Source organism: Streptomyces sp. NPDC021096 (assembly GCF_040641275.1).
Lineage (GTDB): Bacteria > Actinomycetota > Actinomycetes > Streptomycetales > Streptomycetaceae > Streptomyces.
Genome location: NZ_JBFADG010000016.1, coordinates 107,928 through 124,453, shown reverse-complemented (window position 1 = coordinate 124,453; position 16,526 = coordinate 107,928). Strand labels below are relative to the sequence as shown.

The 16,526-nt window shown below is 72.8% G+C and carries 2 protein-coding genes; both read right to left on the bottom strand.

Annotation, left to right across the window (positions count from 1 at the left end):
* The coding region (locus AB0G59_RS20670; protein WP_360913540.1) for a type I polyketide synthase at positions 1-11,732 on the bottom strand (11,732 nt) is incomplete at its 3' end.
* Between the two features lie 80 nt (positions 11,733-11,812).
* Complete coding sequence (locus AB0G59_RS20665; RefSeq protein ID WP_360913538.1) at positions 11,813-16,456, bottom strand: amino acid adenylation domain-containing protein; 4,644 nt, start codon at positions 16,454-16,456, stop codon at positions 11,813-11,815.
* Positions 16,457-16,526: the final 70 nt, after the last annotated feature.

Genomic DNA, 16,526 nt, shown 5'->3' with positions numbered 1-16,526 from the left:
GTGTGGACGACCATGCGCAGGTCGTCGATGGACCGGACGACCTCCGCGATGGCGTCGCGGTCGGCCACGTCGCAGGCGACGACCCGTACCCGGGCGCCCAAGTCCTCGAGTTCGGTGGCGAGTTCGGGTGCGCCGGGGGCGGTGGTGCCCCGGCGGCTGACCAGGATGAGGTCGCGCACGCCGTGGGTGGTGACGAGGTGGCGGGCGACGAGCGCGCCGAGGGTTCCGGTGCCGCCGGTGATGAGAGCGGTGCCGGTGGTGAGTTCGAGGTCGGTGCTGTGGTGGGCCTTGGCCAGGCGGGGCGCGAGGACGCGCCCGTTGCGGACGGCCAGCTGCCACTCGCCGGCGGCGGCCGCGGCCTCGAGGTCCGGGAGCGGTGCGCTCGCCTCGTCCACATCGACCAGCAGGAACCGACCGGGATTCTCGGTCTGCGCGGAGCGGACCAGCCCCCATACGGCGGCGCCGTCGAGGTCCGGCACGTCCTCGCCACGGGCGGCCGCCATGGCACCGCAGGTCACGACGGCCAGTCGGGAGTCGGCGAAGCGCGCGTCGGACAGCCACTGCTGCACGACGCCCAGCACCTGGGCGGGCTCGGTGCCCTCGACGCGCACCCACTCGGGCACGGCTTCGTCCGCGGCCGGCGCGGCGAACGGCATCAGGTCCCGGCTGTCCGTGCCGAGGGTTCGTTCCACCCACTCCACACGGAACAACGTGTCGACCGCACCACCACGGGCAGCGGCAAGCTGGCCGTCGGAGACGGGTCGCAGGACCAGGGACTCCACGGACAGCACCGGTTCGCCGGAGCCGTCGGTCACCCGCAGCGAGATCGCGTCCGTGCCGATGGGGGTCAGCACCACCCGCAGAGAAGAGGCTCCGACCCCGTGCAAGGACACGCCGCTCCAGGAGAACGGCAGGTACGCCTGAGTGCCATCGGTGATCAGGCCACCCAGCCCGACGCCGTGCAGCGCGGCGTCGAGCAGGGCCGGGTGCACCGCACACCGCGCGGCGTCACCATGCGCCTCTTCGGCCACGGCGACCTCGACGAACACCTCGTCACCGCGACGCCATGCGGCGCGCAGACCGCGGAACACCGGGCCGTAGGCATAGCCGCGCTCCGCCAGGACGTCGTAGACCCCGTCGATCTCCACCCGCGTGGCATGCGCCGGGGGCCACTCCTGCGGATCACGGGGCGCCGCGTCGGAGACACCGAGCGAACCGGTCGCGTGCCGGAACCATTCACCGTCTCCGCGACGCGCGTGGACGGACAGCGAACGGCGTCCCTCGTCGTCCACTCCCGTCACCGATACCTGGACCTCGACGGTGCCGCGCTTGGGCAGCACCAGTGGTCCCTCGAGCGTCAGTTCCTCCACCACGTCACAGCCGAACCGCAGCCCTGCCTGCAGGGCGAGCTCGACGAAGCCCGTGCCCGGGAAGATCACCACGTCGGACACCGCGTGTTCGGCGAGCCACGGCTGACCCGCGAGCGTGAGCACGCCGGTCAGCACGCCACCACCGGAGTCGGGCAACGGCACCTCCGCGCCCAGCAAGGGGTGGTCGATGCCGGCCGTTCCGGGCGCCTGCCGATCGGGTGCCACCCAGAAGCGCTCGCGCTTGAAGACATAGGTCGGCAGGTCGACGACCCGCGCACCACGCCCTGCGAACGCCGCCTGCCAGTCCACGTCGACGCCCTGTACATGCAGCCGGGACAGCGAGGTGAGGAACTGGGCCGGTCCACCGTGGTCCCGTCGCAGGGAGCCGGTCACGCAAGCCCGGACGTCGGCGGCGTCGACGGTGTCCTGTACGCCTACGGTGAGGACGGGGTGGGGGCTGGTTTCGACGAAGACGGTGTGGCCGAGGGTGAGCAGGTTCTCGATGGTGCTCTGGAATTCGACGGTGTGGCGGAGGTTTCGGTACCAGTACGTGGCGTCGAGTTCGGCGGTGTCGGTCAGTTGACCGGTGACGGTCGAGTAGAAGGGGACCTCTCCCGTGCGGGGTGCGACGGGCGCGAGTGCTTCCGCGAGTTCGTTTTCGATCTGTTCGACGTGGGTGGAGTGGCTGGCGTAGTCGACGGGGATGCGCTTGGCCTGCGGGAACTCGGCCAGGATCGCGTCGAGGACGTCGTTGTCGCCTGATACGACGGTCGAGGCCGGTCCGTTGACGGCCGCGATCGACAGTCCGTCACGACCGCGCAGCCGGTCTGCCGGCAGGGGTACGGAGACCATGCCGCCCTGACCCGAAAGCGCCAGGAGGGCCTTGCTGCGGAGTGCGACGATCCTGGCGCCGTCCTCCAGGGACAGGCCGCCTGCGACACACGCCGCCGCGATCTCGCCCTGGCTGTGGCCGACGACCGCTGCCGGTGTGACGCTGTACGAGCGCCAGAGCTCGGCGAGGGAGACCATGACGGCCCACAGCACCGGCTGCACCACATCGACGCGGCGCAGCGCCTCTTCATCCGACAGCACATCGAACAGCGACCAGTCGACAAAGTCGCTGAGCGCCTGGGCGCACTCCCGCATCCGCTCCGCGAACACCGGCGAGGACTCGATGAGCTCCAGCGCCATCCCGGTCCACTGCGAACCCTGACCGGGGAACACGAACACCACACCGCGCCCCGGCTCGGCGGCGTCCGCGGTCTCCAGCGCGTCCAGCCCGTGCCGGAGCTCTTCGAGTTCCGTGCCCACGACCACGGCGCGGTGCGACAGCACCGCCCGCGTCGAGGCCAGCGACCAGCCGACGTCCACCGGATCCAGCAGCGGGTTGTCCGCCACGAAGGACTTCAAGCGCTCGATCTGCGTGCGCAGACCCGCGGCACTGTCACCCGACAGCACCCAGGGAACGACCGGCAGCGGCCCGGTCCCTTCTCCTGCGGCTTCGGGCTCGGCCGCCTGCTCCGGCGCCTGCTCCAGCACGACGTGGGCGTTGGTACCGCTCACGCCGAAGGCGGACACACCGGCCCGCCGCGGCCTGTCGGCCCCGGGCCACTCCGTCCGTTCGGTCAGCAGCTCGACCGCGCCTGTGGACCAGTCCACCTTGGGCGTCGGCTCGTCGACGTGGAGGGTCTGCGGCAGCACTCCGTGCCGCATCGCCATGACCATCTTCATGACCCCGGCGACACCGGCGGCAGCCTGGCTGTGCCCGAGGTTGGACTTGAGCGAGCCCAGCAGCAGAGGCCGTTCCCGGTCCTGGCCGTACGTGGCCAGCAGCGCCTGGGCCTCGATGGGGTCGCCGAGAGTCGTGCCCGTACCGTGCGCCTCGACCGCGTCGACATCGGCCGTCGACAGCCCCGCGTTCGCCAACGCCTGCTGGATGACGCGCTGCTGCGCGGGCCCGTTCGGGGCCGTCAGACCGTTGGACGCGCCGTCCTGGTTGACCGCCGAACCACGCACGACGGCCAGGATCTGGTGCCCGTTGCGCTCGGCGTCCGACAGCCGCTCCACCAGGAGCATGCCGACACCCTCGGCCCAGCCCGTACCGTCCGCACCGGCGGCGAAGGACTTGCACCGGCCGTCGGCCGCGAGCCCGCGCTGACGTGAGAACTCCACGAAAGTGGCCGGCGTCGCCATCACGGTGACACCTCCGGCGAGCGCCATCGAGCACTCGCCGCGCCGCAGTGACTCGCAGGCCAGATGAAGCGCCACCAGCGACGACGAACACGCCGCGTCCACGGTGAGCGCGGGGCCCTGGAGGCCCAGGGTGTAGGCGATACGCCCGGACATCACGCTGGTCGCGGCGCCCGTCAGCGCGTACCCCTCGTCGGAGTCCGACGGGTAGCCCTGCGTCCAGCCGCCGACGAAGACGCCGGTGCGGCTGGACCGCACCGAATCCGGTGCGATCCTGGCGCGCTCGAAGACCTCCCACGCGGCCTGGAGCAAGAGCCGCTGCTGCGGGTCCATCGCCAGGGCCTCACGTGGCGAGATGCCGAAGAAGGCCGCGTCGAACTCGGCGGCGTCGTGCAGGAATCCGCCGGTGCGTACGTAGGACTTGCCGGCCCGGTCCGGGTCGGGGTCGTACAGGCCGTCCGCGTCCCAGCCGCGGTCGTCGGGGAATTCCGAGAGGACCTCCCGGCCCTCGCTGACCAGCTGCCAAAGGTCCTCGGGAGAGCGGATGTCGCCCGGGAACCGGCAGCTCATCGCGACGATGGCGATCGGCTCGTCGGCGGCGTACGAGGCGGCTGCCGCACCCGCACCCGCACCCGCGAGCGCTCCGGAGGCCGGCAGGCCCAGCAGTTCCGTCCGCAGCAGTGCGGCGACCGCCCGGCAGGTGGGGTGGTCGAACATCAAGGTGGCCGGCAGGCGCAGGCCGGTGGCCGCGTTCAGGCGGGTGCGCAGCTCGACCGCGGTGAGCGAGTCGAAGCCCAGCTCACGGAACGGCACCGTCGGGTCGACCGCCGCGGGACCGCGGTGGCCCAGCAGACCGGCGGCGTGCTCGCGCACGAGGTCCGCCAGCACCCGTTCCTGTTCCGCGGCGGGCAGCGCGCCGAGGCGCGCGCGCAGCTCCGTGTGACCGCCGGCCGGGCCGGCGCTCTCCAGGCACTTCCGTACCTCGGGCAGCTCGCCGATCAGCGGGCTCGGCCGGGAGGCCGTGAATGCCGGGGCGAACGTCTCCCAGTCGACATCCGCGACGGTCGGACACGGTTCGCCCGTGCCACCCGCCTGCCGGAGCGCGGCGACCGCCAGCTCGGGCGGCATCGGGCGCAGGCCGTTGCGGCGCAGACGCTCCTCGTCCTCGCCGGCGAGGCTGCCGCCCCACGCTCCCCAGGCCACCGCGGTGCCCGCCAGTCCGCGGGACCGGCGCCGCAGGGCCAGTGCGTCGAGGAAGGCGTTCGCGGCGGCGTAGCCCGCCTGCCCGGCGCCGCCCCAGACCGCCGAGGCCGACGAGAAGAGGACGAAAGCGTCCAGCTCCTCGTCACCGACGAGCTCGTCCAGGTGCGCCGCGCCGGTGACCTTGGCGCGGAAGACGTCGGCGTATTCGTCGAGATCCGCGTCGATGCGGCCGTCGAACTGCACCGCGCCGGCCAGGTGCACCACGGCGGTCAGTCGGTCCGACAGCGGGCGGAGCACTCCGGCAAGAGCGGCGCGATCGGTCACGTCGCAGGCCGCGATGGTCACCCGCGCGCCCAGAGCGGTCAGTTCCGCTTCCAGCGCGGCGGCACCCGGGGCCTGCGGCCCGCGCCGGCTGAGCAGGACGAGATGCTCCGCTCCGGCCCCCGCGAGCCACTTCGCGACGTGCGCGCCCAGTGCGCCGGTGCCGCCGGTGACCAGTACCGTGCCGCGCGGACGCCAGGCGCTCGCCGGACCGGTGACGGGCGCGGATTCCAGCCGCCGGCCCAGGACCGCCGAGGACCGCACCGCGATCTGGTCCTCGGCACCCGCCTCGGCCAGCGCCGCGACGAACCGCCGCAGCACCCGCGCGTCGCACACCTCGGGCAGGTCGATCAGCCCGCCCCAGCGCCCGGTCCGCTCCAGCCCGGCCACCCGGCCGAAGCCCCAGACCGCCGCCTGGGCGGCGCTCGGGGCCGGGTCCGCGTCAACGGCGGCCACGGCGGACCTGGTGACGCACCACAGCGGGGCTTCGACGCCGGCCGCCGCGGCGGCGCACAGCAGCTCCACCGTGTTCGCCAGTCCCTGCGGGAGGGCGGAGTACGTGGCGTGCGTGCGCTCGTCGACGGCCAGGAACGAGACGACACCGGCGACGCCGTCGGCCCCCGCCGCGTCCGTGAGCAGCCCCGTCAGGGCCGAGCGTTCGGCCCCGTCGGGCCGCACCTCGACCGTACGGACCTGCACCCCGTGCTCGGCCAGGGCCCGGCAGCACGCGGCGGACCACTCGTCGCCCGCCGGAACCACGGCCAGCCAGGTGCCGGACGGTGCGCCGGCGCCCGGGCCGGACAGCGGCCGCCAGCCGATGCGGTAACGCCAGGCGTCCACGGTGGATCGCTCACGACGCCGACGGCGCCACGAGGACAGCGCGGGCACGACACCGTCCAGCGCCGCCCCGTCGATCTGCAAGGTGGCCGCGAGCGATTCCAGGTCCTCGCGTTCCACGGCGTCCCAGAACCGGGAGTCGACCGCGTCCATGACGGACGGCTCCAACCAGAAGCGTTCCCGCTGGAAGGCGTAGGTCGGCAGCTCCACCTGCCGGGCACCGGCGAAGACCGGCCGCCAGTCGACGCGGGCACCGCTCACGTGCAACTGCGCGAGGGAGAGCATGAACCGCTCGGCGGTCCCGTGGTCGCGGCGCAGGGAGCCGGTCATGACGACCTGGGTGTCGGCGGCATCGGCTGTGTCCTGTACGCCTACGGTCAGGACGGGGTGGGGGCTCGCTTCGACGAAGACGGTGTGGCCGAGGGTGAGCAGGTTCTCGATGGTGCTCTGGAACTCGACGGTGTGGCGGAGGTTGCGGTACCAGTAGGCGGCGTCCAGCTCTGCCGTGTCCGTGAGCGCGCCCGTCACGGTCGAGTAGAACGGAACGTCTCCCGTGCGGGGTGCGACGGGTGCGAGTGCTTCCGCGAGTTCGTCTTCGATGCGTTCGACGTGGGTGGAGTGGCTGGCGTAGTCGACGGGGATGCGCTTGGCCTGCGGGAGCTCCGCCAGGATGGCGTCGAGGATGTCGTTGTCGCCCGAGACGACCGTCGAGGCGGGTCCGTTGACGGCAGCGATGGACAGGCCGTCACGACCGCGGAGCTGGTCGGCGGGGAGCGGTACGGAGACCATGCCGCCCTGACCCGACAGTGCGAGCAGGGCCTTGCTACGGAGCGCGACGACGCGGGCACCGTCGTCCAGCGAGAGCCCGCCCGCGACACACGCCGCGGCGATTTCGCCCTGGCTGTGGCCCACGACCGCTGCCGGAGTGACGCCGTAGGAGCGCCACAGCTCGGCCAGCGAGATCATGACGGCCCACAGCACCGGCTGCACCACATCGACGCGGCGCAGCGCCTCTTCATCGGCGAGGACGTCGAACAGCGACCAGTCGACAAAGGCGCCGAGCGCCTGGGCGCACTCCCGCATCCGCTCCGCGAACACCGGCGAGGACTCGATCAGCTCCAGCGCCATCCCGGTCCACTGCGACCCCTGACCGGGGAACACGAACACCACGTCGCCGGATACGGCGGTGCCCCGCACGACGCCCGGGTCGGACTCCCCGTTCGCCACCGCGTCCAGGCCCCGTACCAGCGCATCGCGGTCCGACCCCACGACCACCGCGCGGTGCGACAGAAGCGCCCGCGTCGATGCCAGCGACCAGCCCACATGGGCGTCGGACAGCTCCGGGCCGTCCTCCACGAAGGAGCGCAGCCGCTCCGCCTGCGCCCTGAGCCCTGCCTCACCGTGGCCGGAGAGGACCCACGGAAGCACGAGGGGCGACGCGGTGTTCCGGCTCTCCGGCTCGGACCCCGACGGTGCCTGCTCCAGCACGACGTGGGCGTTGGTGCCGCTCACGCCGAACGACGACACACCCGCACGTCGCGGAGCGTTCGTCTCCGGCCAGTCCTTCCGCTCGGTCAGCAGTTCCACCGAGCCCGCGGACCAGTCCACGTGCGGCGACGGCTCGTCGACGTGCAGGGTCTGCGGCAGGACGCCTTGCCGCATAGCCATGACCATCTTGATGACACCGGCCACACCCGCAGCGGCCTGCGTGTGCCCGATGTTCGACTTCACCGAGCCCAGCAGCAGCGGCCGATCCCGGTCCCGACCGTACGCCGCCAGCAGCGCCTGCGCCTCGATCGGATCGCCCAGCGCCGTACCCGTACCGTGCGCCTCCACCGCGTCGACATCAGCTGCCGCCAGACCCGCGCTCGTCAACGCCTGGCGGATGACCCGCTGCTGCGACGGACCGTTCGGGGCCGTCAGACCGTTCGACGCGCCGTCCTGATTGACGGCGGAACCCCGCACCACTGCCAGCACCCGGTGTCCGTTGCGCTCGGCGTCCGACAGCCGCTCCACCAGGAGCATGCCGACGCCCTCGGCCCAACCCGTACCGTCCGCGGCCGCGGCGAAGGCCTTGCAGCGCCCGTCCGCCGCCAGTCCCCGCTGGCGCGAGAATTCGACGAACATGCCGGGCGTGGCCATTACGCTCACGCCGCCGGCCAGGGCCAGCGAGCACTCGCCCGACCGCAGCGCCTGCACCGCCAGGTGCAGGGCCACCAGCGACGACGAACAGGCCGTGTCCACCGTCACCGCCGGCCCCTCGAGACCCAGGGTGTAGGACACCCGGCCCGAGGCGACGCTCGCCGCGCTGCCGGTCAGCTGGTAGCCCTCGGCCGACTCCCCGGCGCCGGCCGCGTACCCGGCCGAGGAGGCGCCGACGAACACTCCGGTGCGGCTGCCCTTGAGCGACTCCGCGGGAATGCCCGCGCGTTCGAACGCCTCCCAGGACGTCTCCAGCAGCAGCCGCTGCTGCGGGTCCATCGCGGCCGCCTCACGCGGCGAGATCCCGAAGAAGGCGGCGTCGAACTCGGCCGCGTCGTAGAGGAATCCACCGTCGCGGGCGTACGACGTGCCCGGCTGGTCGGCGTCGGGGTGGTAGAGGCCTTCGAGGTCCCAGCCCCGGTCCGTCGGGAAGGCGGAGATCACGTCCGTACCGTCGGCCACGATCCGCCACAGGTCCTCCGGCGAGCGCACCCCGCCCGGGAACCGGCAGCTCATCCCGACGATGACCACCGGGTCGTTACCGGCGGTCGGCATGGGTGTGCCGGGGGCTTCCGCGTCCTCGTCCGGCCCGCCGTGGAGACGGCGGTGGAGGTGAGCGGCGAGCGCGGCGGGAGTCGGGTGGTCGAAGAGCAGGGTTCCGGGCAGGTCGAGGCCGGTGGCCGTGCCCAGTCGCTCGCAGAGCTCGACCGCGGTGATCGAGTCGAAGCCGAGCTCCTTGAACGTACGCCCGTCGTCGACGGACGCCGCGCCGTCGTGCCCGAGGACGACAGCGGCGTGCTGCCGTACGAGCGCGAGCACGGCGCGGGGCCGGTCGGTCCCGGCGGGGGCGGAAGCAGCGGGGGAGCGGCCGTCGTGCCGGTCCTGCGGCGGTGCGGGCAGGGCAGGGGCGGGCGCCGGTACGTCGGCGTGCCCGGCCGGTCCGGCCGCGTCGATCCAGTACGACCGGCGCTGGAACGCGTAGGTGGGCAGCGGAACCCGCCGGCTGCCGGGGAATGCCACGTCCCACGCCACCTCGGCGCCCGAGACGTGGAGTTCGGCCAGCGCTGTGACCAGGGCCAGCGGCTCGGGGCGGTCGCGCCGCAGGGTACCCACCAGGACGCCGGGGCGGGTCAGGCACTCGCGGGTCAGGGTGGTGAGGGCCTTGTCCGGGCCCAGCTCCACGAAGGTGGTGACGCCTTCGGCCTCCAGGCAGCGCACGCCGTCCAGGAAGCGTACGGTCCGGCGGACGTGCTGCACCCAGTACTCGGGGGAGCACAGCTCCTCGGCCGTGGCGAGCTTCCCGGTGACGTTGGACACCAGCGGGATCCGGGGCGCCCGGAAGGTCAGCCCCTCGGCGACCCGGCGCAGCTCGTCTAGCACCGGGTCCATGTGCGAGGAGTGGAAGGCGTGGCTCGTGTGCAGCCGCTTGGTCCTCCGGCCGCGCCGCTCCCACTCGGCCGCGAGGTCCAGGACGGCCTGCTCGTCGCCGGAGACGACGGTCGCGGCCGGGCCGTTGACCGCCGCGATGGAGATCCTCGCGGCATCCTGACCGCCGTCCGCCAGCGTGGCGGCGACCTCGTCCTCGGCGGCCTCCAGCAGCACCATCGCGCCTCGTCCGGGGACCGACTGCATCAGCCGGCCGCGAGCGGCGACGAAGGCCGCCGCGTCGGCGAGGGACAGCACACCGGCGACATGCGCCGCGGCCACTTCGCCGATCGAGTGACCGATCAGCACGTCCGGTGCCGGCCCGAAGTCCTCGAGCAGTCGGAACAACGCCACCTCGACCGCGAACAGCGCGGCCTGCGCGTGGACCGTCTGCTCCAGCAGATGGTCGTCCTCCCCGTCGATCACCTCGCGGATGGGCCGGTCCAGGTGCCGGTCCAGCTCCGCACAGACGTCGTCGAAGGCCCGGGCGAACACCGGGTGGGCGGCGGCGAGTTCCCGGCCCATGCCGAGGCGCTGCGCGCCCTGCCCGGTGAAGCTGTAGGCGATCTTGCCCGCGCCCCGGGCGACGCCCGTGACCAGCCCGGCGGCCACCTCGCCCCGGGCCAGCGCGTCCAGTGCCCGGGCCGCGCCGCCGGCGTCCTCGGCGACGATCACGGCGCGGTGCTCGAAGTGCGACCTCGTGGTCGCGAGGGAGAGCCCGACGTCGGCCAGGCCGGGGGCCGGCTCCTGGTCCCGCAGCCGGTCCGGGTGCTCCAGGTGCGCCCGCAACCGGAGTGCCTGGTCCCGCAGTGCCGCCTCGGTCGCCCCCGACAGGGCCAGGGGGAGCGGGCGCGTGACCGACTCCGTCCCGGAACCGGTCTCCGGTCCGGCAGCGGTCGACCGCGGGGGCGCTTCGGAGAGGACGACGTGGCAGTTCGTGCCGCCCATGCCGAACGAGCTGACGCCGGCGACGAGAGGGGAGTCCGGTGCGCGCCAGGCGCCCGCCGTGGCGCGGACCGTGAGGTTCAGCGCGTCCAGCGGGATGCGCGGGTTGGGGGTCTCGAAGTTGAGGGAGGCCGGAAGCCGACGATGGTGGACGGCGAGGGCGGTCTTGAGCAGCCCCGCGATGCCCGCGGCCCCTTCCAGATGCCCGATGTTGGTCTTCACCGAGCCGACCTCCACGGGGCGGACGATCTCGTCTGCCGCCCCCGCCCGGCCGAGTGCCCGGCCGAAGACGCGGCCGAGGGCGTCCGCCTCCACCGGGTCGCCGAGAGCCGTCCCGGTCCCGTGCAGCTCCACGTACTGCACGTCCGCGGGCGAGATACCCGCCCGCTCCTGGGCGAGCCGCACGACGGCCTCCTGGCCGCGCGGATCCGGCGTGGTCAGTGAGGTGCCGCCGCCGTCGTTGTTGACCGCGCTGCCCGCGATGACGCAGTAGACCGTGTCACCGTCGGCGAGGGCGCGGGACAGCGGCTTCAGCACGACGAGGCCGCCGCCCTCGCCCCGTACGTAGCCGTTGGCGCGCGCGTCGAAGGTGTAGCAGCGGCCGTCGGGGGAGAGCGCGCCGAACTCGGCGATGTCCGCGGCGGTTTCCGGGACAAGGTTGAGGTTCACCCCGCCGGCCAGCGCCAGCAGCGACTCGCCCCGGCGCACGCTGTCCGCCGCCATGTGCACCGCGACCAGGGAGGACGCCTGGGCCGCGTCGACGGTCACGCTGGGGCCGCGCAGGCCGAGGCTGTGCGAGATGCGGTTGGCGATCATCGCCCGGTGGGTGCCGGTCAGCGTGTGGTGCGAGCGCCGGCCGCGGGAGAGCTCCGCGTAGTCGTGCGACATCACGCCGAGGAACGTGCCGACCGTGGCGCCGTCCAGGGCGGCGGGGACGATACCGGCGTTCTCCAGCCCCTCCCAGGCCAGCTCCAGCATCAGCCGCTGCTGCGGATCCATGGCCGCCGCTTCCCGCGGCGAAATGCCGAAGAAGGCGGGGTCGAAGCGGTCGACGTCGTCGATGAAGCCGCCGTGGCGGATGCCGACGGGCGCCGACCCGGGCAGTGTCCACCGCCCGGCCGGCACCTCGGTGACGGCCGAGGCGCCGGCGGTCAACAGCCGCCAGAACGCGGTGGGGTCGGGGGCCTGCGGGAACCGGCAGGACATTCCGACGACGGCGACAGCCTCGTCCGCTTCCATGATGATCCTCGGTGGTACTGGGTGATCCTGGCGGGAAGTGTGGTCACTGACCGGGCGGGGACGTCATGCCGCCGCCCCGGTCACCGACCGTGGAAGCGCTCGCTCCACACGTGTGAGAGCGGTCGGCCGGCATCCGCCGCAGCGGACGCGACGACGGCCACGACGTCGTCGCAGAGGCTCTCGATGGTCGCGCTGTCGAAGAGCGAGGTGCTGTAGAGCACCGTGCCGGCGAGCGAGCCGTCCACGGTGTCCTCGTACAGGTCGATCTCCATGTCCAGGTTGATGTGGACCGGCGGGTGGCTCATCACGAACGGCTCGGCCGTCGCCTCCGCGAGGCGCAGGGTCTGCGGCGGCGTGTTGACGATCTGGAAGACCACCTTCACCGGCGGGTCCTGGAACAGCGGCGCACCGCCGGCCCACCGGTCGACGGCGCAGACGAACGGCACGTCCTGGTGGGTGTGCGCGTCGGACATCGCGTCGCGCACCTTGACCAGCAAATCGTGGAACGTCGGATCGCCGCCCAGGTCGGTCCGCACGGCCAGCAGCTTGGAAACGAGGCCGACCACGTTCTCCAGCTCGTCACGGCCCCGGCCGGCCATGGGCATGCCGACGAGGACGTCCGGGCTCGCCGAACGGGCGGAAATCACCAGCTTCATCGCGGCCAGCAGGGTCATGTACAGCGTGGCGTGCGCGGACTCGCCCAGCCGGCGGGCGGCGGTGACGACCTCCAGCGGCAGCCGCCAGTGGAAGACGCCGCTGTCGTAACTGGCCACCTCCTGGCGCGGACGGTCGGTGGGCAGCTCGGCCGGCACCATGCCGTCGTAGTGGCGGTGCCAGTAGTCCAGCAGGCCCTCCAGCAGCGGCCCCTGCAGCCACTGCTGCTCCCAGAGGGAGAAGTCGGTGTACTGCACCGGAAGCTCCGGCAGTTCGGCCTCGGTTCCGCCGACCAGCGCCGAGTACACCTCGGAGAGATCACGGATGAGCACGCCCCGGGACCAGCCGTCGGTGACCAGGTGGTGCAGGGCGAGCACCAGGACGTGGTCGCGCTCGCCCAGCCGCAGGACGCTCAGCCGCGCCAGCGCGTCCCCGGTGAGGTCGAACGGCCGGGCGGCCTCGCGGCCCGCCAGCACCGAGGCCTCCGCGGCGTCGGCGACCTCGATCACCTCCATACGGACCGGCGCGCTCGCCTGGACCGCCTGGGCGTATCCGCCCGGCTTCCCGACGACGGTGATCCGCAGGGCCTCGTGCCGGGCGACCAGGATCTCCATGGCCCGCCGCAGGTGCGCCAGGTCCAGTTCGCCCGAGACCCGCACGGCCAGCGGGATCGTCCAGTGCCCCGCTTGCAGGATGTCCTCGAAGAACATGTCCGCCTGCCGCTGCGCGAAGCTGAACGGCACCGGCAGGGAGCGGGAGCGCTCGAGCGGGACCAGCGGCGGAAGCTCGTGCTCGGTGCCGGCGCCGGCACCGGCGGCACCGGCCACCGTGACCGCCAGCTCCCGTGGCGTCCGCTGCTGGAAGATCGCCTTCAGCGGTATCGAGACGCCGAGCGCAGCCCGGATCCTGGCGACCACCCTGGTGGCGATGAGGGAGTGACCGCCCAGCGAGAAGAAGTCGTCCTCGATGCCGACCCGCTCCGCGCCCAGCAGGTCGGCGTAGATGGCGCAGACGGCCTCTTCCTCGGGCGTGCGCGGGGCGACGTAGCCGACCTCGAGCACGGTGCGCAGGTCGGGCGCGGGCAGCGCGCCACGGTCGATCTTTCCGCCCGTGGTCAGCGGCATCGAATCCAGGACGACGACCGCCGAGGGCACCATGTACTCCGGCACCGCGGCCTCGACGTGCAGGCGCAGGGTCTCGGCCAGCCGTCCGTCCCGGCCCGCCGCGGTCGGCTCGGCGACGGCGTAGGCCACCAGCCGCTTGTCCCCGGGCACGTCCTCCCGCACGATCACGGCGGCGTGCAGGACGTCCTCGTGCCGGGCCAGGATCGCCTCGATCTCGCCCGGTTCGATCCGGAAGCCACGGATCTTGACCTGGTCGTCGATCCGGCCGAGGAACTCGAGGTTGCCGTCCGGCAGCCAGCGCACCAGGTCGCCGGAGCGGTACATCCGGGAGCCGTCGGCGCGGAAGGGGTCCGCCACGAAGCGGGTCGCGGTCAGCTCCGGGCGGCCGAGGTAACCCCTGGCCAGGCCGGATCCGGCGACGCACAGCTCGCCGGGCACGCCCACCGGGACCGGCCGGAGATTGCCGTCGACCACGTACACGCGGGTGTTGCCGACGGGCTTGCCGATCGGCGCGGTGAGCGGCCAGTCGGACACGGACGCCGGCAGCGAGTACGACGTGACGACGTGGGCCTCGCTGGGGCCGTAGTGGTTGTGCAGCCGCAGCTCGGGGCGGTTCTCGCACAGCTCGCGCAGGTCGTGGTGGAGCGAGAGCGGCTCGCCCGCCTGGGAGAGGTGGCGCAGGGCGGACAGCTCCGCGCCGTGCGGATCGACCTCTTCGGAGATCGCCCGCAGCATCACATTGGGCAGGAACAGCTGGTCCAGCTCGTGGTCGTGCGCCCAGGCGGCGAACGCGGCGGGATCCATCCGCAGTTCCTCGTCGGGGATGACGATCGTCTCGCCGTACAGCAGGGCGGAGAAGATCTCCTGCAGCGAGATGTCGAAGGTCACCGCGGCGAACTGCGCCGTCTTCGCGTCGGGACCCACCGGCAGGGCTCGCTTCTGCCACGCCACCAGATTGATCACGCAGGCGGCGGGCATCAGGATGCCCTTGGGCACGCCGGTGGAGCCGGAGGTGTAGATGACGTAGGCGAGGCCGTCCGCGCTCGTGGGCGTCGCCGGCGCGGTCTCCGGCTGCTTGTCGAGCGTCTCGCGTTCGGCGTCGAGGAGGACGAGATCGGTGCCCGGCGCCTCGAACAGCTCCGTGAAGCGCTGCTGTGTGACGGCGGTGGTCACCTTGGCGTCGTCCAGGACGAACCGGATGCGGTCGCGCGGGTGGTTCGGGCCGATCGGTACGTAGGCCGCGCCGGCCCGCAGGATGCCGAGGATCGCCACGACCACCTCCGGGCCGCGCTCGACGCACAGCCCGACGAGGGTCTCGGGACCGACGCCCCGGCCCTGGAGGTGGTGCGCGAGCTGGTTGGCGCGCCGCTCCAGCTCCGCGTAGGTGAGGCGCTCGTCGCCGTGGATCACCGCCACGGCGTCCGGGCGCCGCCGCGCCTGCGCGCTGAACAGCTCGGACAGGGAACCCTCGGGTACGGGCCCTGCCGTGTCGTTGAACTCCTGGATTACCTGGGCCCGTTCGGCGTCGTCGAGCAGGGAGATCTCGGAGATCCGCTGGTCGGGGTCCGCCAGCGCGGACCGCAGGACGACACCGATGTGGCGCAGGAGCCGCTCGATGGTCGACGCGTCGAAGAGGGCCTTGCTGTACACGATGTGGCCGATGAGGCCGCCGTCGTCGCCCTCGACGAGGTGGAACTCGAGGTCCATGCGGGTGAGGATGCGGCCCGGGTCGAACTGCTCGGTCTCCAGCCCGGCCAGGGACAGCCGCTCGGCCGGGATGTTGATCATCTGGAAGAGGACCTGCACCAGCGGATTGCGCGACAGGTCACGCTCGGGCTGCACGTGCTCGACGAGGTACTCGAAGGGCAGGTCGCCGTGTGCGAAGGCGCCGACCGTCACGTTCCGGACCCGGCGCAGCAGCTCACGATAGGTCGGGTCCCCGGAGAGATCGGTGCGCAGGACCACGGTGTTGACGAAGAAGCCGATGAGGCCCTCGATCTCGGACCGGCCCCGGTTCGCCACCGGTGTGCCGACGGCGATGTCCTCGCTGTCGACGTACCGCGCGAGCACCAGCTGGAAGGCGGCCAGCAGGGTCATGTAGAGGGTCGCGTTCTCGCCGGCACCCAGCTTCCGGGCGGCTTCGACGAGCTCGGCGGGCAGTTCCCAGCGTGCCGCCTCGCCCTCCTGGCGGGCGATCGAGGGGCGGGGCCGGTCGGTGGGCAGCTCCAGCGCCGGCTCCATGCCGGCCAGCTGCTTCTGCCAGTGGTCCAGCTGCCGCCGCAGGGTCGGGCCGGACAGCCACTCGCGCTCCCACACCGCGTAGTCCGCGTACTGCACGGGCAGGGGCGGCAGCGCCGGCGTGCGCCCGGCGACGAGCGCCCCGTAGGCGGCCGACAGCTCCCGCACCAGCACGCCCTGCGACCAGGCGTCGGTGGCCACATGGTGCACGATCAGCACCAGGACGTGGTCCTGCTCGTCCAGCCGCAGCACCTTGGCCCGGAACAACGGCCCGACGGCCAGGTCGAAGGGCTCGGCGATCTCCGCGCCGGCCAGCTCCCGCGCGGCGGCCAGCCGCTCGGCGGGCGAGTCGCCGGGCACGGTCACGACCGGGACGGGGACGTCCTCGGCCGGACTGATCCGCTGGACCGGCTCCCCGCCGTCCTCGCCGAAGGCCGTGCGCAGCGCCTCGTGCCGGCCGACCACGATGGAGACGGCCCGCGCGAGGTGCCCGACGTTCAGCTCGCCCCGGATGCGCATCGCGAGCGGGATGTTGTACGAGGCGTTGCCCGGCTCCAGTTGGTCGAGAAACCACAGTCGCTGTTGTGCGAACGACGCCTTGAGGGTCCGGTCTCTTCCGACGGGAACAACTCCGGTGGGTTGTTCCTTACGGCGCGTCCGCTCGAAGAGATTGCTCATCGCCGCGCCGAGCCCACCGGTTTTAGGCATGCCTGCGTGCCCCATTGTTCAGCCTTCTCTGGATGGCCGGCGAGACAAGCCCCCGGCGAATGCTGCTGAT

Excerpts from the sequence above, each read along its gene's own strand:
- AB0G59_RS20665 (WP_360913538.1), bottom strand. The coding sequence starts at position 16,456 with ATGCCTAAAACCGGTGGGCTCGGCGCGGCGATGAGCAATCTCTTCGAG.